The sequence below is a fragment of the Streptococcus sp. KHUD_011 genome (genome assembly GCF_046352925.1).
Classification (GTDB): domain Bacteria; phylum Bacillota; class Bacilli; order Lactobacillales; family Streptococcaceae; genus Streptococcus.
In genome coordinates this window covers 15,988-40,987 of sequence record NZ_CP157578.1, presented here as the reverse complement: position 1 = coordinate 40,987, position 25,000 = coordinate 15,988, and the positions used below count along the sequence as shown (strand labels likewise).

Annotated in this window: 25 protein-coding genes and 1 pseudogene; 5 read left to right on the top strand and 21 right to left on the bottom strand. The window is 37.8% G+C overall.

The genetic code is table 11. The features are described from left to right. The 6 genes from dnaB to ABKJ27_RS00210 all read right to left on the bottom strand — a co-directional run bounded on the left by dnaB (position 1) and on the right by ABKJ27_RS00210 (position 6,540). Positions 1-1,353: a replicative DNA helicase gene (gene dnaB / locus ABKJ27_RS00235; protein ID WP_004255325.1), complete on the bottom strand. Its 1,353-nt coding sequence runs from the start codon at positions 1,351-1,353 to the stop codon at positions 1-3. A gap of 43 nt (positions 1,354-1,396) precedes the next feature. Continuing rightward, positions 1,397-1,849 carry a 50S ribosomal protein L9 gene (gene rplI, locus ABKJ27_RS00230; protein WP_004255324.1) on the bottom strand — a complete coding sequence of 151 codons (453 nt, stop codon included), beginning with the start codon at positions 1,847-1,849 and terminating at the stop codon, positions 1,397-1,399. Next, positions 1,846-3,819, bottom strand: coding sequence for a DHH family phosphoesterase (locus ABKJ27_RS00225; RefSeq protein WP_004255323.1), 1,974 nt, complete (start codon positions 3,817-3,819; stop codon positions 1,846-1,848). Before ABKJ27_RS00225 ends, rplI begins: the two co-directional genes overlap by 4 nt. A 135-nt stretch (positions 3,820-3,954) precedes the next feature. Beyond that, complete coding sequence (hpf, locus tag ABKJ27_RS00220) at positions 3,955-4,503, bottom strand: ribosome hibernation-promoting factor, HPF/YfiA family (protein WP_004255322.1); 549 nt, start codon at positions 4,501-4,503, stop codon at positions 3,955-3,957. Positions 4,504-4,582: 79 nt separating this feature from the next. Further along, positions 4,583-5,245 (bottom strand): ComF family protein, encoded by a 663-nt coding sequence (locus ABKJ27_RS00215; protein ID WP_410011783.1) that lies wholly within the window; start codon positions 5,243-5,245, stop codon positions 4,583-4,585. Next, entirely contained in the window at positions 5,242-6,540 is a 1,299-nt protein-coding gene (locus ABKJ27_RS00210; RefSeq protein ID WP_410011782.1) for a DEAD/DEAH box helicase, read from the bottom strand. Before ABKJ27_RS00210 ends, ABKJ27_RS00215 begins: the two co-directional genes overlap by 4 nt. A gap of 56 nt (positions 6,541-6,596) precedes the next feature. Between ABKJ27_RS00210 and ABKJ27_RS00205 the strand changes: the two genes are divergently transcribed. The 3 genes and pseudogenes from ABKJ27_RS00205 to cysK all read left to right on the top strand — a co-directional run bounded on the left by ABKJ27_RS00205 (position 6,597) and on the right by cysK (position 8,443). After that, positions 6,597-7,232 carry a YigZ family protein gene (locus ABKJ27_RS00205; protein WP_410011781.1) on the top strand — a complete coding sequence of 212 codons (636 nt, stop codon included), beginning with the start codon at positions 6,597-6,599 and terminating at the stop codon, positions 7,230-7,232. Between the two features lie 93 nt (positions 7,233-7,325). Beyond that, a pseudogene (locus tag ABKJ27_RS00200) lies at positions 7,326-7,421 on the top strand (PH domain-containing protein); the annotation flags it as partial. Between the two features lie 95 nt (positions 7,422-7,516). Then, positions 7,517-8,443 (top strand): cysteine synthase A, encoded by a 927-nt coding sequence (gene cysK, locus ABKJ27_RS00195; RefSeq protein WP_410011780.1) that lies wholly within the window; start codon positions 7,517-7,519, stop codon positions 8,441-8,443. 225 nt (positions 8,444-8,668) lie between these two features. On the opposite strand, the gene tnpA is transcribed toward cysK, so the two are convergent. The 13 genes from tnpA to yfmF all read right to left on the bottom strand — a co-directional run bounded on the left by tnpA (position 8,669) and on the right by yfmF (position 20,546). Further along, positions 8,669-9,133 carry an IS200/IS605 family transposase gene (gene tnpA, locus ABKJ27_RS00190; RefSeq protein WP_000057429.1) on the bottom strand — a complete coding sequence of 155 codons (465 nt, stop codon included), beginning with the start codon at positions 9,131-9,133 and terminating at the stop codon, positions 8,669-8,671. A gap of 186 nt (positions 9,134-9,319) precedes the next feature. After that, entirely contained in the window at positions 9,320-10,360 is a 1,041-nt protein-coding gene (gene tsf, locus ABKJ27_RS00185; RefSeq protein ID WP_000808076.1) for a translation elongation factor Ts, read from the bottom strand. A gap of 78 nt (positions 10,361-10,438) precedes the next feature. Continuing rightward, positions 10,439-11,218 carry a 30S ribosomal protein S2 gene (gene rpsB, locus ABKJ27_RS00180; RefSeq protein ID WP_000268459.1) on the bottom strand — a complete coding sequence of 260 codons (780 nt, stop codon included), beginning with the start codon at positions 11,216-11,218 and terminating at the stop codon, positions 10,439-10,441. Between the two features lie 225 nt (positions 11,219-11,443). Beyond that, complete coding sequence (gene pcsB / locus ABKJ27_RS00175) at positions 11,444-12,691, bottom strand: peptidoglycan hydrolase PcsB (protein ID WP_000727023.1); 1,248 nt, start codon at positions 12,689-12,691, stop codon at positions 11,444-11,446. Positions 12,692-12,784: 93 nt separating this feature from the next. Beyond that, on the bottom strand, positions 12,785-13,279 hold the full coding sequence (mreD, locus tag ABKJ27_RS00170) for a rod shape-determining protein MreD (RefSeq protein ID WP_033687609.1): 495 nt from the start codon (positions 13,277-13,279) through the stop codon (positions 12,785-12,787). After that, positions 13,279-14,097, bottom strand: a complete 819-nt coding sequence (gene mreC, locus ABKJ27_RS00165) for a rod shape-determining protein MreC (RefSeq protein ID WP_023948193.1) — start codon at positions 14,095-14,097, stop codon at positions 13,279-13,281. Before mreC ends, mreD begins: the two co-directional genes overlap by 1 nt. A 58-nt stretch (positions 14,098-14,155) precedes the next feature. Then, positions 14,156-14,950, bottom strand: a complete 795-nt coding sequence (locus tag ABKJ27_RS00160; protein WP_000377896.1) for an energy-coupling factor transporter transmembrane component T family protein — start codon at positions 14,948-14,950, stop codon at positions 14,156-14,158. After that, entirely contained in the window at positions 14,943-15,782 is an 840-nt protein-coding gene (locus tag ABKJ27_RS00155; protein WP_000510419.1) for an energy-coupling factor transporter ATPase, read from the bottom strand. Before ABKJ27_RS00155 ends, ABKJ27_RS00160 begins: the two co-directional genes overlap by 8 nt. Further along, positions 15,767-16,594, bottom strand: a complete 828-nt coding sequence (locus ABKJ27_RS00150) for an energy-coupling factor ABC transporter ATP-binding protein (RefSeq protein ID WP_285387495.1) — start codon at positions 16,592-16,594, stop codon at positions 15,767-15,769. The genes ABKJ27_RS00155 and ABKJ27_RS00150 overlap by 16 nt, the downstream gene beginning before the upstream one ends. After that, positions 16,591-17,136 (bottom strand): CDP-diacylglycerol--glycerol-3-phosphate 3-phosphatidyltransferase, encoded by a 546-nt coding sequence (pgsA, locus tag ABKJ27_RS00145; RefSeq protein ID WP_020900979.1) that lies wholly within the window; start codon positions 17,134-17,136, stop codon positions 16,591-16,593. Before pgsA ends, ABKJ27_RS00150 begins: the two co-directional genes overlap by 4 nt. 10 nt (positions 17,137-17,146) lie before the next feature. Then, complete coding sequence (rodZ, locus tag ABKJ27_RS00140) at positions 17,147-17,974, bottom strand: cytoskeleton protein RodZ (RefSeq protein WP_285387496.1); 828 nt, start codon at positions 17,972-17,974, stop codon at positions 17,147-17,149. Positions 17,975-18,015: 41 nt separating this feature from the next. Next, positions 18,016-19,299 (bottom strand): EF-P 5-aminopentanol modification-associated protein YfmH, encoded by a 1,284-nt coding sequence (yfmH, locus tag ABKJ27_RS00135; RefSeq protein WP_410011779.1) that lies wholly within the window; start codon positions 19,297-19,299, stop codon positions 18,016-18,018. After that, the gene (gene yfmF / locus ABKJ27_RS00130) at positions 19,296-20,546 is read right to left on the bottom strand and encodes an EF-P 5-aminopentanol modification-associated protein YfmF (protein WP_000424291.1); all 1,251 of its coding nucleotides are present in this window, start codon (positions 20,544-20,546) and stop codon (positions 19,296-19,298) included. Before yfmF ends, yfmH begins: the two co-directional genes overlap by 4 nt. Before the next feature lie 158 nt (positions 20,547-20,704). On the opposite strand from yfmF, the gene yaaA reads away from it, so the two are divergent. Together yaaA and recF are read left to right on the top strand one after the other, a co-directional pair. Next, positions 20,705-21,073 carry a S4 domain-containing protein YaaA gene (gene yaaA, locus ABKJ27_RS00125; protein WP_000455896.1) on the top strand — a complete coding sequence of 123 codons (369 nt, stop codon included), beginning with the start codon at positions 20,705-20,707 and terminating at the stop codon, positions 21,071-21,073. A 2-nt stretch (positions 21,074-21,075) separates the two neighbouring features. Further along, on the top strand, positions 21,076-22,173 hold the full coding sequence (recF, locus tag ABKJ27_RS00120) for a DNA replication/repair protein RecF (RefSeq protein WP_000266646.1): 1,098 nt from the start codon (positions 21,076-21,078) through the stop codon (positions 22,171-22,173). Between the two features lie 51 nt (positions 22,174-22,224). On the opposite strand, the gene guaB is transcribed toward recF, so the two are convergent. Next, positions 22,225-23,703 carry an IMP dehydrogenase gene (guaB, locus tag ABKJ27_RS00115; RefSeq protein WP_000073418.1) on the bottom strand — a complete coding sequence of 493 codons (1,479 nt, stop codon included), beginning with the start codon at positions 23,701-23,703 and terminating at the stop codon, positions 22,225-22,227. 151 nt (positions 23,704-23,854) lie between these two features. Next, positions 23,855-24,880 (bottom strand): tryptophan--tRNA ligase, encoded by a 1,026-nt coding sequence (gene trpS / locus ABKJ27_RS00110; RefSeq protein ID WP_138704651.1) that lies wholly within the window; start codon positions 24,878-24,880, stop codon positions 23,855-23,857. Positions 24,881-25,000 lie beyond the last annotated feature (120 nt).

Below are 25,000 nucleotides of genomic sequence, written 5' to 3'. Positions count from 1 at the left end.
TTATGCCTCCCTCTTTGAGATACTTGAAAATTTATTGTATTCTTTTTGGAAAATTAATTCCACCGTTCCACGAGCTCCACTACGGTTTTTCTCTATAATAACTTCTACCTTATTGTTTGGTATGCCTTCCTCTTCTTCACCACCACGCTCATAGTAGTCGTCGCGATAAAGAAAGGCTACGATATCAGCGTCCTGCTCAATAGAACCAGATTCACGAATATCAGACAAGACCGGTCTCTTATCCTGGCGTTGTTCTACACCACGAGAAAGCTGACTTAGAGCGATTACTGGAACCTTCAGTTCCTTAGCTAAAATTTTCAACTGACGTGAAATTTCTGAAACCTCTTGTTGACGATTTTCCCGACCAGTTCCCGTGATAAGCTGCAAATAGTCTATTAAAATCAAACCAAGATTTCCAGTTTCTTGAGCCAGTTTACGAGAACGAGAACGAATCTCTGTAATCCGAATCCCTGGCGTATCATCGATATAGATACTTGCATTAGCTAGGTTCCCTTGAGCAATGGTATATTTTTGCCACTCCTCATCAGTCAATTGACCCGTACGGATAGAATGCGATTCCACCAAGCCTTCTGCCGCCAACATACGGTCCACTAGACTTTCCGCACCCATTTCGAGTGAAAAAATAGCAACCGTTTTGTCCAACTTAGTCCCAATATTCTGAGCAATATTCAATGCAAAGGCTGTCTTACCAACCGCTGGACGGGCTGCTAGGATAATCAACTCCTCCTCATGAAGTCCAGTCGTCATATGATCCAAGTCACGATAGCCTGTCGCAATACCTGTAATATCGGTCGTTTGTTGCGAGCGAGTTTCCAGATTTCCAAAGTTGATATTCAACACATCTCGAATGTTCTTAAATCCACTTCGATTAGCATTTTCGCTGACATCAATCAGGCCTTTTTCTGCCTGAGCAATGATTTCATCAGCTGGTTGCGAAGCCTCGTAAGCTTGATTGACAGACTCTGTCAACTTGGAGATTAATCGACGTAGCATGGCCTTCTCTGCAACAATCTTAGCATAATACTCCGCATTAGCAGAAGTTGGCACAGAATTGACAATCTCAACCAGGTAAGACAAGCCACCAATATTCTGTAAATCACCTTGATTATCAAGAATGGTACGAACCGTTGTTGCATCTATAGCATCGCCACGATCGGATAAATCGACCATAGCTTGGAAAATCAAACGATGGGCATACTTAAAAAAGTCCCGAGACTCAATATATTCTCGCACAAAAACAAGCTTACTCTCGTCAATAAAGATAGCCCCTAAAACGGATTGCTCAGCTAAGATATCTTGAGGTTGTACTCGTAACTCTTCTACTTCTGCCATCAGACTTCCCTTCCTTTTACAATCTTGTCAAGAAAGTGTAAATTTACCCTTCTTTCACACGAAGATTGATCACACCTGTGATATCTTGATAGATTTTCACTGGTACATCGATCAAACCAACTGCTCGAATCGGAGCTTGTACTTGAATATGACGCTTATCAATCTTAATTCCAAATTGCTTTTGCAATTCTTCTGCAATTTTCTTATTGGTAATGGAACCAAAGGTACGACCATCTGGACCAACTTTTTCAACAAATTCTACAACCGTTTCTTCTGCTTCTAGTTGGTCTTTAATTGCTTTTGCTTCTGCAATCATCTCAGCGTGAGCTTTCTCTTCTGATTTTTGTTTACCACGAAGTTCACCTACAGCTTGAGCAGTTGCTTCTTTTGCTAAATTCTTTTTGATAAGAAAGTTTTGTGCATACCCTGTTGGTACTTCCTTAATTTCACCTTTTTTACCTTTTCCTTTAACATCTGCTAAAAAGATTACTTTCATTCTTCTTTCTCCTTTTCCTTTATTTCATTTAATACAATTTCTGTCAGTTTTTCACCTGCTTCTGACAAGGTTAAATCCTTAATTTGAGCTGCTGCCAAATTAAAGTGGCCTCCACCTCCCAGCTCTTCCATGATCCGTTGTACATTCAGTTTACTACGACTGCGAGCTGAGATAGAGATAAATCCTTGTGTATTCTTCGCAAGAACAAAACTCGCTTCAATGCCCGACATAGCTAACATGGCATCTGCTGCCTTACTAATAACAACTGTATCATAGCATTTCGAGTCCTTAGCCTCTGCTATCAGTACATCTGAACCTAATTTACGTCCCTGTAAAATCAGTTCATTGACCTCACGATATTCTTCAAAATCCGTCGCAGCGATTTCCTGGATAGCAATACTATCGCTTCCGCGCGTTCTGAGATAGCTAGCAACATCAAATGTCCGACTAGTCACTCGTGAGGTGAAATTTTTAGTATCCAACATCATACCAGCCATTAAAACACTTGCTTGCATACGACTCAAACGATTTTTCTTAGAATTCTGGAACTGAATCAATTCCGTTACCAACTCACTGGCACTGCTTGCACCACTTTCGATATAAGTGATAACTGCATTGTCTGGGAAATCCTGATCCCTTCGATGGTGGTCAATAACAATAGTTTGGGTAAACAAATCATAAAAATCTTTTGATAAAGTTAAAGCTGTCTTTGAATGGTCTACAAGAATCAACAAAGAACGATTGGTCACCATCCCCATTGCATCCTTAACAGACAACAACTTCGTAACTCCTTCTTTTTCTAAGAATGCAACAGCTCGTTCAATATCTGGTGACATTTGATTTTCATCATAAAGAGCATAACTATTTTCTGTTACATTACTAGCAAATAACTTCATACCTACAGCAGAACCCAAAGCATCCATATCAAGGTTTTTATGACCAACTACAAAAACCTGATCTACACTTCTAATTTTATCTGAAATAGCCGTCATCATAGCGCGCGTACGTGTTCGTGTACGCTTGATTGACGCAGCAGACCCACCACCAAAATAAACTGGATTTTTCGTTTCGTCGTTCTCCTTGACAACCACCTGGTCTCCACCACGCACTTCAGCCAAGTTCAAGTTGAGTAATGCAACTTTACCTATCTCATCATGATTTCCATCACCATAAGAAAAGCCCATACTTAAGGTCAAAGGCAACTGTCTCTGTTTTGACTCTTCTCTGAAAGCATCGATAACAGAAAATTTATCATTCATCAATCCCTCAAGTACCGTGTAGTCCGTAAAGAGATAGAAACGGTCCATACTCACTCGACGGGAGAACATGGCATGCTTCCCAGCAAATTCTGAAACAAAATTGGCTACAAAACTATTGATATGACTGATATCAGACTCCGATGTTTCATCTTCTAAATCATCATAGTTGTCAACGGAAACGATCCCAATCACAGGTCGACTCGTTACTAACTCAACAGTCGCTTCGTATTCTCCAGACACATCAAAGAAGTAAAGAACTCCAGACACCTTGTCCATATGAACCGAATAGCGGGTCTCACCCAAGGTGGCATAAGAACCTGGATTCCCCACAGAAGCCTTGATAATTGTTTGAATTAATGCCACATCAATTTCGCCCACTTCATTAGTCAAAATCAATTCAGCATAAGGATTAAACCATTCAACTTCACCTGACGACAAGTCTAATTTAATAACTCCGACAGGCATCTGTTCTAACAAGGTTGTCAAACTTTCTTCAGCTTGGTGGTTTACATACTGGATTTGTTCTACTTCACTCCTTGAGTAGTAGTCTCTCTGATGGATGAATAGTAAAATATATGAACCCAAAATAAGTAGCAAAAGAAATAGCGTTACCAGTGTATTCGTTACAAAAACAAGTTGCACAGATAGCACTCCGAACGCCACTATTCCTAATATTAAGGGGAAAATAGGACTTACATAAAATTTTTTCATTCCAAACCTCTTGGCACCCATTATACCATAATAACCACCAAAAAGCGACTTTTTAAAAGTGTAATCAGTAATTCTATCAATTATAAGAAAAAGGAGGTTTACAATTTAGTAAACCTTCCTTTACACATATTGAAATTAAGATTCTTTAACTTCTAACAAGCCAATCTCGCCATCTTCACGACGATAAATCACATTGGTTGTCTGATCTTCAACATCCACATAGATAAAGAAATCATGTCCCAACAAATCCATCTGTAGAATAGCTTCTTCCAAATCCATTGGTTTTAAATCAATTTGTTTTGAACGAACAACTCTAGATTGGACAACATTTGTATCTTCCACCAAAGCATCTGTAAATAATTGACTAGTTGCTACCTTGTTTTTATTTTTACGCTCGATTTTTGTTTTATTTTTACGAATCTGACGTTCAATTTTATCGGTTACAAGGTCAATTGAACCATACATATCTTGAGACACATCTTCTGCACGAAGAGTAATTGAACCAAGCGGAATCGTCACCTCCACTTTAGCCGTTTTTTCACGATACACCTTCAAGTTTACTCGAGCATCCAACTCTTGTTCAGCTTGAAAATACTTTTCGATCTTTTCGAGTTTAGAAACTACATAATCACGAATTGCTTCTGTTACTTCTAGGTTTTCACCACGGATACTATATTTAATCATATGAGTACCTTCTTTCTAAACATTTTTGTTTTTCTGATTTCATTATAACGCTTTCATTTTATTTTTGCAAATTTTTTCCTCATCTTACAAGGGAAAATGTTTTTACATCCTCAGCACCAGCTTCTTCTAGCAATCTCTTCACACGATTTATAGTTGTTCCAGTAGTATAAATGTCATCTATAAGTAGGATTTTTTTAGGAATAGTGACTCCACTTTTGACAAAGAAAGGAAGTTCTGTTGCCAAGCGTTCTGAACGATTTTTGGAAGAACTGGCCCGCTCTTCTCTCTTCTCTAGTAAGTCTTGCAAAGAGAACTCTGCTGCTTCAACTAAACCTTCAACCTGGTTAAATCCCCTCTCGAGCAATCTTTCAGGACTTAGGGGAATTACAACAAATTGATACTCTTTGTACTTTTTTAACTCCTCACTTAAAACTGAAGCAAAAACTTTTCTTAAAAGGAAGTCTCCATCAAACTTATACCGACTGAAAAAATCCTTCATAGCTTGATTGTAAGTAAAAATCGCTCTATGACTGACTTCAACTTCTTCTTTACACCAAAATTGACAATCTTGACACTTTGTTGACAAACCTGTTTTCATACAGTTTGGGCAGTTTTCTTCTCCAATCCTCTCAAAAGTAGAATCACAGTCTGAACAAAGATAGGAGTCATCATTCCTCAACAGCAAGAGGCTACTAAAAGTTAAAACAGCCTTCATAGTCTGCCCACATAACAAGCACTTCATAGACCCGCCTCCTTATTCATCTGCTGAATTTCCTTAATTGCCTTCTTGATTGAAGCATTTAGCCCGTCATGGAAGAAAAGCAAATCTCCTGTCGGTCTATCCATGCTTCGACCAACTCGTCCACCAATCTGAATCAAGCTAGACTTGGTAAACAGACGATGATTGGCCTCTACGACGAAAACGTCAACACAAGGGAAGGTGACTCCACGCTCCAATATCGTCGTACTGATAAGTATTGTCAATTCTCCATCTCGAAAACCTTGTACCTGTTCTAATCGATCCTCTGTTACAGAAGATACAAAGCCAATTTTCTCATTTGGAAATTGCTCTTGTAAGATTTCTTTTAACTGTTCCCCTTTCTTAATTTCTGATGCAAAAATGAGTAACGGATAACCTGTCTGTCTCTGCTTCTCAATATAAGACTTTAACTTTGGTGACAACCGATTTTTCTCTAAACAGTGATTAAAATCCGATAACCAGACAGGCTTTGGAATAATCAACGGATTTCCATGAAACCGTCTAGGCAAACTCAATCGTTTTAATTCTCCGATGCGAACCTTCCTATCTAACTCATCGGTAGAAGTTGCTGTTAAAAAGATTCTCAAGCCATTCTTCTTTACACTATTCTTGACAGCATGGTAAAGCGTGGGGTTGTCAACATAAGGAAAGGCATCTACTTCATCCACTATCAGTAAATCAAAAGCTTGATAAAATTTTAATAACTGATGGGTTGTCGCAACAACTAGCGGTGTTCTAAAATAAGGTTCTGATTCTCCATGTAGGAGGGCTATCTCACAAACAAAATCCTTTTGCAGGCGCTTATACAGCTCCAAACAAACATCTATGCGAGGACTGGCCAAACACACTGCACCACCCCTATTAATCACCTTAGCCACAACTTGATAAATCATTTCTGTCTTTCCAGCCCCTGTCACCGCATGTACCAAGGTTGGCTCCTGCTTATCTACTGCTCGAATCAGTCCCTCTGACACCTTCTCTTGAAAAGGAGTTAATTGACCACTCCATTTAAGAACATCTTGCTTCGGAAAATCCTCCTGCGGAAAATAGTATAAAGCTTGATCACTTCTAACTCGCTTCATAATTAAGCACTCCCGACAATAGTAAGCACCGATGGGCAAATACCATTCTTCTAGAATAGTACTATTACAACGTTGGCAGAACAATTTCCCCTTCTCCTTTCTCATTGCTGGAAGTTTCTCCGCCAACTGACATTCTTCTTCTGTTAATTCATTCTCAGTAAACAAACGACCGAGATAATTTGGATTTACTTTCATACTTCTTTATTCGTAAAAACCTAGCGCTTTAGATAATTTTTTAGTACAATTAAATCATGGAATTTAGAACAATTAAAGAGGACGGTCAAGTCCAAGAAGAAATCAAAAAATCACGCTTTATCTGTCATGCCAAGCGTGTTTATAGCGAAGAAGAGGCTCGAGACTTTATTACTGCCATCAAAAAAGAACACTACAAAGCTACGCACAACTGCTCGGCCTTCATTATTGGGGAACGTAGTGAAATTAAACGGACAAGTGATGATGGTGAGCCTAGTGGTACTGCTGGCGTTCCCATGCTTGGGGTGCTAGAAAATCACAATCTTACTAATATCTGTGTGGTAGTGACACGCTACTTTGGTGGCATTAAGCTAGGCGCTGGAGGATTGATTCGTGCTTACGCAGGCAGTGTTGCTCTAGCTGTCAAGGAAATTGGCATCATTGAAATAAAAGAACAGGCTGGCATTGCTATTCAAATGTCTTACGCTCAGTACCAAGAGTACAGTAACTTTCTTAAGGAACATGATGTTATGGAACTTGAGACAAACTTTACAGATCAAGTCGATACGATGATTTATGTTGATAAAGAAGAAAAAGAAACTATTAAAGCTGCACTGGTGGAGTTTTTTAATGGAAAAGTTACTTTAACTGATCAAGGTTTACGTGAAGTTGAAGTTCCTGTAAACCTAGTGTAAATAATAGATAATACAGTGTTTCACTGATATTTTCACCGCTACTTTAATTAGCAACATAAAAAGATACTTGCCCAGACCTACTAGAAAATGAAGCAATTCAAAAAGAAAACAGATATCGTTCCACTTTACACCTATTTACTAGAATTAGCTTATCACAATCGCTTGAAAATTAATGGCTTAGACCTATGATATAAAAAAATCCTATCGCTCCGATAGGATTTCTATATTTTACAAATGGTATAGATAGAGTTATACTAGAAATATCTTATACAAAGAGGTGTATTATGGCTATTTATAACAACATTACTGAACTAATCGGACAAACACCGATTGTTAAACTCAATAACATCGTGCCAGAAGGTGCTGCAGACGTTTATGTAAAGCTTGAAGCATTTAACCCTGGTTCATCTGTAAAAGATCGTATTGCCCTTAGCATGATTGAAAAAGCTGAACAAGACGGTATTCTAAAACCAGGTTCTACTATTGTCGAAGCAACAAGTGGAAATACTGGTATTGGACTTTCATGGGTAGGTGCTGCTAAAGGGTATAAAGTTGTCATCGTTATGCCTGAAACGATGAGTGTAGAACGACGTAAAATTATCCAAGCTTATGGTGCTGAACTCGTCCTAACTCCTGGTAGCGAAGGAATGAAAGGTGCTATTGCTAAGGCCCAAGAAATCGCTGCTGAACGTGATGGTTTCCTCCCACTTCAATTTGACAATCCAGCTAATCCAGAAGTACACGAAAGAACAACAGGAGCTGAGATACTAGCTGCTTTCGGTAAAGATGGATTAGATGCCTTTGTTGCTGGAGTTGGTACCGGTGGAACAATTTCTGGTGTTTCTCATGCACTCAAAACAGCAAATTCAGGTATTCAAGTTTATGCAGTAGAAGCAGATGAATCTGCTATTCTATCTGGTGAAAAGCCTGGCCCTCACAAAATTCAAGGTATCTCAGCTGGATTTATTCCTGATACACTGGATACAAACGCCTATGATGGTATCGTTCGTGTAACATCAGACGATGCTCTCGCACTTGGCCGTGAGATTGGTGGAAAAGAAGGATTCCTTGTTGGTATTTCTTCAGCTGCAGCTATCTATGGAGCAATTGAAGTTGCTAAGAAATTAGGTACAGGTAAGAAAGTCCTTGCTCTAGCACCAGATAACGGCGAACGTTATTTGTCTACAGCACTCTATGAATTTGAAGTGTAGTCTCCTAAATACACTCAGCCCTTATAATAGGGCTTTTTATTTATACCTTAAAATAGAAAACTCTCCCTATAAGAATCTACTGAATCATGACCACCCGTCAAACGGGTGGTTTGTCCCAGGGCTATAAGCCCAAATTACCAGCCAGCGCCTAAAGACGCTGTCTTTCACTTTGTTCAAGCCTTATTGCTCTTGACTCGTCACTTGCCTCTCAAAGAGGCTTTAGTATTACTTACCACTATCCCTAAAGGGATCCTCATATTCTTTTACACTTAATTTATCTAGTGCTATATCATGCTTTTCCTGTTCTTGAATATATTTCTTAATTGTGGCTTCATTAAGCCCTACTGTACTCACATAGTAACCTTCCGCCCAGAAATGCCGATTCCCAAACTTGTACTTGAGATTGGCGTGTTTGTCAAACATCATGAGTGCACTTTTTCCTTTTAAATAACCCATGAAACTCGAAACACTTATCCTTGGTGGAATACTTACTAACATGTGTACATGGTCTGGCATTAAGTGACCCTCGATAATTTCAACTCCTTTATAACTACACAAGCGATGAAATATTTCGCCTAAACTACTTCGATATTGATTATAGATAACTTTTCGTCTATACTTAGGGGTGAACACAATGTGATACTTACAGTGCCACTTTGTGTGCGATAAACTATGAGCCTTTTGTGCCATATTTTTCTCCTTTCGCTTTACAATTGGCTTGAACACCTTTATTGTATCGCGTTCGGAGTTTTTTTGGTATAACCTTCGACGCGCACCCGCATAGCGGGTGGTTGTTTTGTCTCGCACCTAACGGAGCGAGACGGACTAATAGTCACATAATAGAAAAAAGGAAGCAATTTAGCTTCCTTTTTATTATTAGTTATTCAAGGCTGCTGCCATTGTAGCTGCAACTTCAGCTTCAAAGTCGTTTGCAGCTTTCTCGATACCTTCACCAACTTCAAAGCGAGCGAACTCAACTACTGAAGCGTTAACTGATTCAAGGTATGCTTCAACTGTCTTGCTGTCATCCATGATGTATACTTGTGCAAGAAGTGTGTAAGCTTGGTCAACTTTAGTGTTGTCAAGCATGAAGCGATCCATTTTACCTGGGATGATTTTGTCCCAGATTTTTTCTGGTTTACCTTCTGCAGCCAACTCAGCTTTGATGTCAGCTTCAGCTTGAGCAATCACTTCATCAGTCAATTGAGATTTTGATCCATACTTCAAGTGTGGAAGAGCTGGTTTGTTAACCATTGCACGGCTTTCATTGTCTTGGTCGATTACGTGGTTCAATTGCGCCAACTCATCTTTAACGAATTGCTCATCCAATTCTTTGTAAGAAAGAACTGTTGGTTTCATCGCTGCGATGTGCATTGACAATTGTTTAGCAAGTGCTTCGTCTCCACCTTCAACAACTGAAATAACACCTATACGTCCACCGTTATGTTGGTAAGCTCCAAAGTGTTGTGCGTCTGTTTTTTCAATCAATGCGAAGCGACGGAATGAGATTTTTTCTCCGATAGTTGCTGTTGCAGATACGTATGCAGCTTCAAGAGTTTCACCTGAAGGCATTGTCAAAGCAAGTGCTTCTTCATTATTAACAGGTTTTCCTTCAGCAATAACTTTAGCTGTAGTATTTACCAATTCAACGAATTGAGCGTTTTTCGCAACGAAGTCAGTTTCAGCGTTTACTTCAATAACTGCTGCAACATTACCGTTAACATAAACACCAGTCAAACCTTCTGCAGCAACACGGTCAGCCTTCTTAGCTGCCTTAGCCATACCTTTTTCACGAAGCAATTCAATCGCTTTTTCGATGTCACCGTCTGTTTCTACAAGCGCTTTTTTAGCGTCCATAACTCCGGCACCAGATTTTTCACGCAACTCTTTTACAAGTTTAGCTGTAATTTCTGCCATTTTGATTCTCCTATATTTTTTAAAAATAGGAGAGCCGGGCTAAGCCCCGCCCTCCTAGGTAATTACTATTTATATGAATTAAGCGTTGTCGCCTTCTACAACTTCAACGATTTCTTCGATTGAATCTGCTTGAGCTTCTGAAGCTGCAAATTCTGCTTCAACTGCTGCTGCATCTTCACCTTGACGTCCTTCGATGATAGCGTCAGCCAATTTAGCTGTGATCAATTTAACAGCGCGGATAGCATCATCGTTAGCTGGGATGATTACATCGATATCATCTGGATCAGTATTTGTGTCAACCATCGCTACAACTGGGATTCCCAATTTTTTAGCTTCTTTAACAGCGATTTGCTCTTTATGTGGGTCAACTACGTACATCACATCTGGGATACGAGGCATATCTTCGATACCACCCAAGAATTTTTCAAGACGTGCACGTTGTTTGTTAAGAAGTGCAACTTCTTTCTTAGGAAGAACTTCGAAAGTTCCATCTTCTTCCATACGTTTGATTTCTTTCAAACGAGCGATACGTTTTTGGATTGTTCCCCAGTTTGTAAGAGTTCCACCCAACCAACGGTGGTTGATGAAGTATTGACCTGAACGTACTGCTTCTTCAGCAACTGCATCAGCTGCTTGTTTCTTAGTACCAACAAACAATACAACTGCATCGTTAGCTGCTGCATCACGCATGAAATCGTAAGCTTGGTCAGCGTATTTTACAGTTTGTTGCAAGTCGATAACGTGGATTCCGTTACGCTCAGTGAAGATGTACTTAGCCATCTTAGGGTTCCAGCGACGAGTTTGGTGACCAAAGTGTACACCAGCCTCAAGAAGTTGTTTCATTGAAATTACTGCCATGAGTATTTCTCCTTTTTGTTTTTTTCCTCTTCTTGACTTCAACTCGCAAAACGACCCAAAGGCAACTGTTTCACAATTCATCAAGAATGAGTATTATCGTTCACACGACAAGTTTCATTTTACCATACTTTTTCAATATTTTCAAGTGATTTTAGCAGATTTTTAAAGTAAGGTAACTATATGAATCATAAAAGAGACTCAAATCGAGCCTCTTCGTTTTATTCATTAGTTTGGATAGATATATGTTACAAAACCTTCTGAAGTCGTAGTAGGATTGAACCATCCACGTTTATTTCCGATTGTACGGTTTCCACCATAGTTTGATTCAGATACTTGGATACTTGTTGATGATGAAACAGCTGTAACCACGGCTACGTGTCCATATCCACCATCATTCCAACATGCAATGGCACCAACTTGAGGTGTAGATCCTGTACGGAATCCTGCTGCAGCTGCACTTGTAGCCCACTGTGCTCCATTACCCCAGTAATCTCCAGCCCAAGGCGCCAATGTTTTAGCTCCCCATGTACACTCACCAGTTGGATAACTTGAAGCATTTGTACTATATGTTGGACGATGTGTCACTGGAGCAGGAGTGTAGCTTGTTGATTCTGTTGAAGCACTGCTTGAAGATGATTCAGACGAACTTGACTCAGATGAACTTGATGAAGAAATAGTAGATAGTGCTTGAACTTGTGCTGTAAAAGTTGTATTTCCAGAAGCAACTACTGTTTGTTGTTGACTTGCTTGTTTAGCTTTATAAGCTGCTTCTGCTTCTGCTGCAGCTTTAGCTTCTGCTTCTGCTGCAGCTTTTTTCTCAAGTAAACTTGCTTTTTCATCCTCTGCAGTAGCCTTTTCAGCAGCAAGATTCAATTCTGCAGCTTTCAACTCAGCTTGTTTTGTAGTTAATGATTGAGCATCATCAGCTAGTTTTTGCTGATTTGCAATAACTGTATTAATTGCATCATTGTTTGCTACTTGTTTTTCAGAAATAGCTTTTTTATCTGCTTTTTGTTGTTCCAACATCTTGTTGTTTGCAGATACGATTTCACTCATTGCAGCAACACGTGAAATAGCTTCTGTAATTGATTTTGAGTTTACAATTGTATTGATGTAATTTGTTGCAGCTCCATTTGTTTGAGCACTACGAGCTTGTTTTTGTAATGAATCATTGCGAGATACAATATTCTTAGAAAGTTCTGTAATTTCACCCTCAAGCTTTTTAGATTCTGCTTGTAGTCTATCATTTTCAGATTGCAAGTTTGATTGCTCTGTTTGAATAGCAGATACTTGCTCCTGAACTTGATCAACTTGTTTTTGTGCTTCTTGTTGTTGTGCTGTTAAGTTACTAATTTTATTATCTTGAGCAGCAATTTTGTCATCAGTAGTTTCTGCATGCGCAGTTGTTAAAACAGCTACTTGAGAAACCATTACTGTACTTAATAAAAGTGACGCTAAGATTTTTTTCTTCATATTACGTAGATACTCCTTCTTTTAAAGACATTACTAGTATACCAAAAAAAGGCCTAATGAATATTACGCCTTTGTTACATTTTTATTTCTTTCTTATAGATAAAATTTTTCAAAAATAAACTGAAAGATAATCATCCACATAAGGTTCAAAATCATTGATGGTACTAAACTATAGACTATAAATAAAGACATACTATCCACAGTTAAACCTACCACTATTGCAAGTATATAAGCTCCCATCTCAAATAGAAAAGTCATGACAATAATTGCCAACATTCTCGTCCAACGATTCAATAAAATAACGCTATTAAATTTATGGAGAAATGCCCCCAATAAGACGAATAACAAAGTCGCAATCCCTATCAAGTGGAAAAAGTAGATGTCATAGACCAAACCCACTACAAAACAATAAGCTAAGTAGAAGTACTCTGATACTTCAATCGTCTCAAATAAGAGAAACAAAAATAGAAAATGACTAGCCAACTGTACATGGGGAAATAATGAGCCCAAAAGCTGACTAATATGGGCATCAATTAGAACAAAGAAAGGAAGCAATAAAAATACTCCAACTCGCTTCAACTGTCTCATTATGAATTCCCCACTAATTCTATCACACTCACATTATGAGTATCTGCACTCAATTTAACAGTTACTTCTCGTGTCAAATAGTCCGTACTATGCGTTGTGGCAACCACTTCACCAACAGGAATATCAGCAACGTTAAAGTTTCCTAATCCACCAGTGATCACCTTATCTCCCGCACTAATATCGCTACTACTATTTAATTGACTAATTTTTAGAACTTCATTTTCCTTGTCATAGCCAACGATAATTCCATAAATTGTAGTAGAACCATGTTGAATTTTAACAGAAATCTTATCAGCATTTTCCGTATTTGTCAGAAGGTTGACCATGGTAGAGTTCTCCTCTACTTTTGAGACACTCCCAATCAAGCCACCATTTGCAATTGCTAACATATTCTCAGAAGCCCCTTTTGATTTGCCTGCATCTAAGGTCAACTCCTGCTTCCAAGATACTGGAGAACGCATAATAACATCTGCTGCCAAAGTCTTTGTAGCTTGCAATTTGGACTTCATATCAAGCAATTGGCGCAGTTGTTCATTTTCCATCTTTAAACTTTCCGCCTCATTTGATTTAACTTCTAATTGGTAAATCTGTTTCTTCAAACTTTCATTTTCATTATAAGTGCGTGTCAAATGAGCCAAATCTGATTTGACAGAATCAAACCACTGAAAAGGTTTTTGCACAACCCTATCAACCACTGAGATTCCATCTCCTAATCTTGTCACAATTGTACTTGAATAAGTCGTCGCTAAGAGAGCTGACACAAGCAGAACAGTGACAAAAACAATAATGACATATTTTGATTTTTTAAAACGGTTCATATCCCTACCTTTATATCAAAAACTGTTACAGTAACTTTTTATCAATTCCTGAAAGCTACTAAGATTTTAAGAAAAATAAGCAACAACCAAGTATGATAATAACAAGAATGGTCAGCGTATCCTTTCGAGTCCATTTCAATTGTCGATATTGACTTCTGCCTTTTCCACCCTGATAACCACGCGCTTCCATTGCGATAGCCAAGGAATCCGCACGTTTTAAACTTGTCGCAAAAAGAGGAATCAAAATGGGAATCATAGCCTTCACCTTTTGAACAATACTTCCTTCTCCAAAATCCACTCCACGCGCTTTCTGTGCATTCATAATCCGCGTCGTATCATCCATCAAGGTTGGGACAAAACGCAAACTCATAGACAGCATCAATCCAATTTCATGAACTGGAACTTTCATACTCTTTAAAGGTGCTAATAGAGCTTCGACAGCTGATGCCAAACTTAAGGGCATGGTCGTTAAGGTTAACAAAGTAGAAAAGAAAATAATCAATACAAAGCGACAAAAGATAATTCCAGCTTGTTGCAAAGCATAATCCGTGATTCTCACAAACGAAAACTCAAATAAAACATTCCCATTAGAAATGAAAAACAGTTGAAAAATAGTTGTGAAGGCAATCAAGAAAAACATAGACTTCAAGCCCTGAATAAAAAATGAAAGAGATACTCCTGACAAGGCAATAAAGATCCCTGTCGCTATAAAAAGAATCAGATTCGTCAAGGGATTATTAGCCCAAAAAACGATCAAAATCAGTAGCATCATAGCCAGTAATTTGCTGCGTGGATCCAATCGGTGAACTATCGAATCCCCTGGGATATAACGCCCCAAAATCATACTATCCATTTAGCGACTCCTTGAACTCCTCTATCTTAATCGGTAATCGTTTAAATGACACGCCTCTATCAGCCAATCGTTTACAAAAAGCTGTAATTTTAGGTACTCCCAACTGAACTTCTTCCATAAAAACAACATCTTGAAAGACATCACTAGGTTTACCAAACTTAACTAAACGTCCCTTTTCCATCACATATACCTGGTTCGCATATTCAGCAACATCATCCATCAAATGCGTTACCAAGACAATGGTCATCCCTGACTGGTGGAGTTTTTTGAACAAATTCATCAGCTCTTTTCTTCCCAGGGGATCTAGGCCTGCTGTGGGTTCATCTAAGACTAATATAGCTGGTTCCATGGCAAGTATGCCTGCAATGGCGACACGTCTCATTTGTCCACCTGATAGCTCAAACGGACTACGATCAAAAAGTGATTCATCAATTCCAACCAGAGCCAGTTTCTCACGCGCAATCTGCTCCGCATCTTCTTCAGAAACTCCAAAATTTTGCGGTCCAAAAGCAACATCTTTCAAAACCGTTTCTTCAAAGATCTGATTTTCAGCAAACTGAAATACCAAGCCAACCTGTTTTCTAATTTGACGAATATCTTTGTTTTTAGAAGTCGAGGTGATTAAGGTATCAAAAACTCGTACACTTCCTTGGCTTGGCACCAATAAACCATCTAATAGTTGTAAAATAGTTGATTTGCCGCTACCTGTGTGCCCAATTAAAGCCGTATAAGAACCATCTTCAATCGTCAAGGAAACATCCGACAAAGCTGTTGAAGCTAAGGGAGTTCCTTCTTGATACGTAAAACTCACATTTTCTAGAGCAATTCCCATAGTTTATCCTCTAGCTCACTTTCTGTCAAATAATTTTCAGGCAAATCATAGCCATTCTGGCTCAAAGAATGTTTTAATTGATTGGAAAAAGGATCGTCTAATCCAATTTGATCTAAATCATTACGAGAGAAAAGTTCTCTTGGACTGCTGGTTGATTCAATTTCCCCTTTTTTCATGACCAACACACGATCACTCATGGCAACTTCTTCCAAATCATGTGTAATGGAAATGACCGTCATATCATAGTCTTTCCGAATTCCTTTTACTGTATCAATCAGTTCTCTACGCCCCTCAGGATCCAACATACTCGTTGCTTCATCTAAGATTAAAATAGCTGGTCTTAGGGCTACAACACCTGCAATAGCCACACGTTGCTTTTGGCCACCTGATAGACGCGCTGGCTCTCTCTTTTTAAAGTCCAACATGCCAACCAAATCCAGAGCTTCTTCCACTCTCTTTTTCATTTCTTGACGAGAAAGTCCCTGATTTTCCAAACCAAAGGCAACATCATCTTCAACAGTCGCTCCAACAAATTGATTGTCTGGATTTTGAAAAACCATACCGATTTGACGACGTATATTCCAAACATTTTCCTCAGTCAACCGTTGGCCATCAATTACAATCTCTCCAGATTCTGCTTCCAGTAAACCATCAATTAATCGAACCGTCGTTGATTTACCACTACCATTATGCCCTACAATCGAAAGCCATTCTCCACGTTTCACGTGAAACGTAATATCCTTCACATCGTAGTATTCCTGATTTTCCTTATAACGAAAAGAAAGATTTTTTACATCAATTATTGATTTCATTTCGAACCAAATGTCCCTTTAAATACATAGGCACTACCCTTGAAATAATCATAGCCAGAGTAGATAGTGAAAAACAAGGCTACATAAAGTAGAACTTGGCCAATCAAAGTCCAGTGTAATAGCAAGAAAATAATGGCAAACATCTGACTGAAAGTTTTAATTTTTCCAGGCATTGCTGCTGCTAAAACCGTCCCACCAGTTTCAACCAATAAAAGCCTTAAACCTGTCACAGCCAACTCACGACAGATAATCACTGCAACAATCCAAGCCGGAGCCATTCCTAACTCAATCAACATAATAAAAGCCGACATAACTAGTAACTTATCCGCCATGGGATCTGCAAATTTACCAAAATTACTGACCACATTCCATTTACGAGCTAAATATCCATCTAAATAATCAGTAATACTGGCAATAGCAAAGATAATAGCTGCTACTATATGACTCTCTATCGAATTTCCTACCGTTAAAATAAAGATAAAAATAGGTATAAAGAGAATTCGACCTATTGTTAAGAGATTTGGAATTTGTTCTTTTTTCATTCGTTTTTCCTTAATTTTTAGTAAAGGTTACAGTGATTTTTCCAGTCTGAGCTGTTAATTTTGATAAGTCAACGGTCTGATTATCTACTGTTAAAGCTACACCTTTGACAACACCTAAAGTAATGGTCACAGAATTTTTAGTTGAAACGCTTGTTTCCGCACTTTTATTATCTGGTGATAAGGTCACTCCACCCTCAAGCTCACTTTCTGAAACACTAACCCAACTTCTAGCATCTGAGACTGATAATTGTAATTTTGCAGTTTCCTTACTCGTTTTATAAGCAACTTCTACTTGATTTCCTTCACCTGATACCGTTATAGCTGGTTCCATATTCGAAGAGCTACTTGATGAACTACTACTTGAGGATGAAGTTACAGAACTAGTTGAGCTTGTTGCTTGGACTACACTATAACTAGACGCAGATGAACGCTCAGGTTGAGTCTGGAGATAATTCCAAACATAATAGGTCACAAAAATGACAATCGATAATGCAAAGAGTATAAAATAAAATAAAGGTAAAAATGATGCCTTATTTTTCTTACTTGAACGTCTCCTACCTGTCAACTCGTCTTCATCAACATCTACTTCTTCATAAGTAATCATGCTCCCAGAATCATAAGCATCCAAGACAATTCGCTCATCTAGCTCAACTGCCCACGCATACTTTCTCAAAAAAGAACGAGTATAAAATGGACTAGGAAGTTGATCAAAATCATCAGCTTCCATCGCTTCCAACATATCCAACTGAATTTCTGTTTTTTTGTGTAATTCTTCTAAAGTCAACCCTTGGTTGGTTCTAGCTAAACGTAAAACCTCACCAATTGTTTTTTTCCTCATACTTGTCATTCCTTCTTTCTAGTATCGATTATGATAGGTTACTACGATGGGAATATTGTAAAATCAACTATATCACCATCATCTATTAAATGATGTCCAGCATCAAGGACATCCTCTAAAGTAATTTCCTGTAAAATTTTTGGCAAATCAAAAATTGTCTCACCATTTTCAAAAGCATCATATTGCGTTGCAATAAATTCAAGAGAGTTCATGCTACTGAAAAATTCTCCAAACATCTCTCTTTTAATAATATCTAAATGATCCTCTGTAATATCTAAATCCTTTGTAAAATTACGAATAGCCTTCCTAAACTGATGAGATAAAGCAACTGGCTCTTTTGTATCCATTGTCAACATGACAAAATGAAAGCGACTTGTTACTTCAACTTCCAGAGATAAGGATGCGGCAATTTTACCTGATTCATATAATTTCTGAAAACGATCCGAAGTCCAACCAAACATCATTGCAAACAATAATTTTAATAAAATATGATGTCGATAGCAATCATCCTCAGCAACATCTTGTTTACCTCTAACACCAATCGCTAGTTTAGGAGAAGATACTTCCATTCTCATACTGTCTGTTTGCTTTACATCTTTTAAAACAAACTTTTCTCTTGCTACTTCCTGAACATCTAACTCTTCCAGTTCTTTTCTTTCAAAATAGTCCTGTACTTGATCCACATCAAAATTGCCAACTAAAAACAGAGACATGTTTACAGGTTTGTAAAACCTTGTGAAATTTTCTTGCAAATTAGTTAGATTAATTTGGGAAATGGACTCCTCACTTCCAACTATATCAGTTGCTAAAGGTGTACCAGGATACAAATTCGCTAAAGTTGAAAAGAATAAACACGAATCTGGATCATCTTGATACATTTCTCGTTCTTGCTGAATAATATCCTGCTCTCTTAAAATGGAATCTTCAGTAAAATGTGCTGATGTCACCAATTCATCAAGTAAATCTACATTCTCTAAGAGATAATCCGTTGCTGAAAAAAGATAGTTTGTTTTTGTAAAGCTTGTAAAGGCATTGCTATCCGCACCTAGACTCGTAAAAGCTGACATCAAATCGCTAGCATCTTCTCTCTCAAATAATTTATGTTCAAGAAAATGAGCAATTCCTCCAGGATATTCTTTTACATCTCCGTCAACTTCTGTGACAAGCGTATCTACCGAACCAAATTGTACAGTTACACTCCCGTAAACCTCTTTAAATTCCTTTTTAGGCAAAAGAGCAACTGTCAATCCATTTGACAAACGAGTTCGATAAACCATTTCTTTTACAGCTGGATAGTATTTTTCTTCAAAAACAACCTTTGTCATTCTATTCCTTCCATAAAGTAAATCGCCTGTAGTTTCACATTATTAGCTGCTCTACAAATATCATCTTTGTCAACTTGCTCGAGTTTTGCAATCCAACCTTTAAAGTCTGCTGAAGATTTCCCAAGTAAAGAATTTTGATAAGCACGTTCAATCAATGAACCTTGATTATCTTGAGAAAGTAACAAAGATCGACGAATCATTTCCTTGGTCTGCTCTAATTCAAGCTCTGTAAAATATCCTTTTTTTAAATCAAGCAGTTGATTATTCATCATTTTACGAGCCTGGTTCCGATTTTCTCGATCGATACCAGCATACATCCTCAAGAACCCACTAAATAAATCAAGCTGACTTGAAATAGTATAAGCCAATCCAGCATTTTCACGGACATTTGTAAATAGTTTAGAGTGAGCAAATCCACCCAGTAAACCATTCATTACAATCATGGATAAATGTTGCTCATCACCATATTCAACAGGACAATGATAACCTAATTCCAAAATGGATTGTCCCACATTTTTCCGAACCATACCTTCCTGAAGGATATTGGAATAAGGTTGACAATACTGAACCTTCACATCTCCTTTTCGACCTTTAAAGCCAAATGATTCTAATACATTTTGAATTTCAACCTCATTAAAATCACCTAGGAAAAAGAAATCTATTCGATCATTGGCCAAAAATTCTTTGAAACAAGAATAAGAACTTTGTGGAGTTTCAGCTAAAATACGATTTCGTAAATCACTGTATTCCAATTGGAGACGTTCATCATGAAAAAATAATTTATCTAATTCTTTATGTGCAAAATAAAAAGAATCATCCATATCAGCTGCTAAACTTGCTAGCAATTGTTTTTTCTCAATTTCAAATAAGGCCGAATCAAACCCATTATCAACTACGACGGGGGAAAAAAGAGTTTCTTTTACTAGTTCCAAAACCTGAGAAGTTAGCACATTTTTCCTACTTAAAAACTCATCACGAACATAGGTAAATGTCAATTCTACAATATGACTTTGCCCTCTTCTAAAACAATTGGTTGACATATCTGTACCATATAGACTGGCCAAGTGTCTTCTCAAAGCTTGAGAAGTGGGGTACATCTGGTTGGACGTTTCTAGCATACTCGCACTCAACATGCGACCTGTAATCGTATCAAGAGATAATGGAGAGGTAAAACGCACGGTAATTTTGTTCGTTTTAAACTTCTTTGATTGGATAAAATGTGTTGAAATTCCATGCACTAACTCCATGATTTACCTCCTCATATACAGACTTCTATTATATCACGAAAACCTGAAATTTTCTTGTTCCCTGTAACACTTTTGAAATAAAAATCGCTTACATTTCTCCCTGTTTCTCTCACTATTTTTAGGAAAATATGGTATAATACCAAAGATTGAGGTGAATTATGGAATACAAATTATTTGAAGAATTTATTACCCTCCAAGCACTACTCAAAGAACTTGGAATTACACATAGCGGAGGAGCTATCAAATCATTTCTCTCTGAACATTCTGTTTACTTTAATGGGGAATTAGAGAGTCGTCGTGGTAAAAAACTTCGCATTGGTGATAAAATTGACATACCTGACATGAATATTGACATCTTATTGACACAACCTACTTCTGAGGAGCAAGAGGAATATCAAGCTGATAAAGTTGAAAAAGAACGGATCGCTAAACTTGTCAAAGAGATGAATAAGGGATTTAAAAGAGACAAATCGAAACCTACTTCATCACCTAAAAGCAAACAAGCTCCACGATTCCCTGGTAGATAATCATGTGGCTACAACACCTATCTCTCAAAACTTTTCGTAACTACAAAGAGACGAAAATAGACTTTAATCCTAAATTAAATATCTTTTTAGGACGCAATGCTCAAGGAAAAACAAATATACTAGAGGCTATCTATTTTTTAGCCTTAACTCGTAGTCATCGAACTCGAACAGATAAAAATCTCATTCATTTTGATGAGGAACAACTTCATCTTTCAGGTCTAGTTCAGAAAAAAACTGGATCCATTCCCCTAGAAATAGAACTAACACAAAAAGGCCGTGTGACAAAAGTTAATCATTTAAAACAGGCACGCCTTTCAGATTATGTAGGACACATGAATGTTGTCTTATTTGCTCCTGAAGATTTACAACTAATTAAAGGAGCACCTTCAGTTCGACGAAAATTTATTGATATGGAGCTTGGGCAAATTAAGCCAATCTATTTATCAGATTTAACCAATTATAACCATATTCTTAAGCAAAGAAATACCTATTTAAAATCAGCTCAAAAAATAGATGAAACCTTCCTTTCAGTACTAGATGATCAGCTAGTCGATTATGGATGTCGTGTAATGAATCACCGCTTAGATTTTATAAAAAAACTAGAGCATTTTGGTCGTAAGAAACATTTTGAACTTTCTAATCAGATTGAAGAGTTGTCAATATCCTATCAATCTTCTGTAAAGTCAACTGAAAAAGAAGACTTATCAGAATCTTTCAAAATTGCTTTAGAAAAAAGTAGGTCCAGAGATTTATTTAAAAAGAATACTGGTGTTGGGCCTCATCGAGATGACATTTCTTTTTATATAAATGGGATGGATGCTAGTTTCGGAAGTCAAGGCCAACATCGTAGTCTCGTCCTCTCGATAAAATTAGCAGAAATCGAATTAATGGAAAGTATTACTACAGAATCTCCGATATTATTACTTGACGATGTCATGAGTGAACTTGACAACACTAGACAGTTAAAATTATTAGAAACGATTTCTCAGTCAATCCAAACCTTTATAACAACAACAAGCTTAGATCATCTTCAAAATTTGCCAGAAAATCTAAGTATCTTCACTATTCAGGATGGTAAAGTTGCTGTAAATGAAAATTGACAACATTGTAAAAGAACTCCTGTTTTTACTGGAGTTCTTTTCATTGTTTTTTTACATAGAATAATTTGGTGCCTCATTAGTAATTTGTACATCATGAGGATGGCTTTCTTTCAAACCAGCACCAGACATTTCAATAAATTGAGCATTATCGTGTAGCTCTTTAAGGTTCGCTGCACCACAGTAACCCATACCAGAGCGAATACCACCAATCATTTGAAAGACAATATCAGCTGCCGCTCCTTTATAAGCAACACGACCTTCAATTCCTTCTGGAACAAGTTTGTTTGCTTCATTGACAGAACCTTGGAAGTAACGATCACTTGAACCTTTTTTCATAGCAGCGATTGATCCCATACCACGGTAAGTCTTGAACTTACGTCCTTGGAAGATTTCAGTTTCACCTGGAGCTTCATCAGTTCCAGCAAACATTGATCCAAGCATAACTGCATTTCCACCTGCAGCAAGGGCTTTTACAATATCTCCAGAATACTTGATTCCACCGTCGGCAATGATCGTTTTACCATATTCACGCGCAACAGCTGCAGCATCGTAGATAGCTGTTACTTGCGGAACACCAACACCAGCAATCACACGAGTAGTACAGATAGAACCTGGTCCAATCCCAACCTTGACAACGTCTACACCTGCTTCGTAAAGTGCGCGCGCTCCCTCAGCAGTTGCAATATTTCCAGCAATCAAAGTACGATCTGGGAAGTGAGCACGAATCTCAGCAATTTTACGCAAGACACCTGCAGAATGACCATGTGCAGTATCAATAACAATCGCATCCGCTCCTGCTTCAAAAAGAGCCTCTGCACGTTCAAATGTATCTGAAGTAACACCTACTGCACCTGCAACTAATAGACGACCAAACTCATCTTTAGCAGCATTTGGAAACTCAATAACTTTTTCAATATCTTTGATAGTAATCAAACCAGAAAGACGACCTTCTTCATCTACTAAAGGAAGTTTCTCAATACGGTGCTCTTGAAGAATACTCTCAGCTGTTGCAAGATCTGTACCCACAGGAGCAGTAACAAGATTTTCACTAGTCATATGATTTGAGATTGGTTGGTTATAGTCTGAAATAAAACGAAGATCTCGGTTTGTCAAAATACCAACTAATTTACGATTTTCAAGTGTTTCAACAACTGGAACACCACTGATGCGGTAACGTCCCATAAGCTCATCAGCTTCAGCAATTGTATGTTCAGGCGTCAAGAAGAACGGATCAATAATAACTCCATTTTCAGAACGTTTTACCTTGCGAACCTCGTCTGCTTGTTGAGCAATTGACATGTTTTTATGGATAACTCCGAGACCGCCTGCACGAGCAATAGCAATAGCCATTTGACTCTCTGTAACTGTGTCCATGGCAGCGGTAATAATTGGGATATTTAAAGTCAAATTATCTGCCAATTTAGTTGTTAAATCTGCATCGTTAGGCAACACATGACTTTCAGCTGGAATAAGCAATACATCATCAAAGGTAAAACCTTTTTTCAAAAATTTAGTGTCCCAATTAGACATTCGAAGTTTCCTCTTTTCTTTCTTTTTGAGCTTGACTCTTTTTATATTGTATCTATCATACCATTCTATAAAAATTTGTCAAATGTTACAGGGGTAAATAAAAAACTATCTTTTCTTCCTGATAGAAATGATAGTTTCTTGTGAAATAAACTTAGTTAAAGTAATGAAGTCCCATTGCCCCTTTAACCTCAGATAGGGTTTGACCCGCAACTTTACGCGCTCTTTCACTACCTTTTTGAAGCATATTATAAACTTCTCCCATATCCTTAGCAAATTCGATACGGCGCTCACGAATAGGACCAAGTTCACGCTCTAATATTTCAAGTAGATAACGCTTGGTCTTCACATCACCAAGACCACCTCGTTGATAATGTTCTTTCATGTCAGCAATTTCTTGAGCATCTTCTGGACGACCAAAAACATCTAGATAATGGAAAACCATATTTCCTTCAATTTTACCTGGATCCTCAACGCGGATATGATCTGGATCTGTATACATACTCATCACTTTTTTACGCAAAGTATCCGCATCATCAGCTAAATAAATACCATTATTGAGTGATTTAGACATTTTAGCATTTCCATCTAAACCAGGCAAACGCCCTGCTCTCTCATTTTCTGGATAAATACCTTCCGGTTCTACCAAGACATCACAGTTATATGCATTGTTAAAAGAACGAACAATTTCACGAGTCTGCTCAATCATTGGTTTCTGATCTGTCCCAACAGGAACATAGTTGGCCTTAAAGGCTGTGATGTCAGCTGCTTGTGCAATTGGATAAACCAAAAATCCTGTCGGAATACTTTCTCCAAATCCTTTTTGAGCAATCTCTGTCTTGACAGTTGGATTTCGCTCCAAACGTGCTAATGAAACTAGATTCATATAATACATGGATAGTTCAGCCAACTCTGGAATCTGACTTTGAATAAAGATAGTTGATTTACTTGGATCCAATCCAACTGCAAGATAATCCAAAGCAACATTTCCGATAGACTCTACAATTGTTTGAGGATCCTTGGCATGATCTGTCAAAGCTTGTTGGTCAGCCAAGAACACAAACATATCATACTTATCCTCTTCCTGTAACAATACTCGATTTTTGAGACTGCCAACATAATGTCCAATATGCAATTTTCCTGTTGGACGGTCTCCTGTTAAAATAATGGGTTTAGTCATTTTATTCTCCTTCGATGTGGTCCCTTCAATTATAGCATTTTTTTAATAAAATAACCGTAATTTATCAAAATAAATCAGTCTTGCCATTTACGGATTTGTGTAAAGGATACTGTAAATATA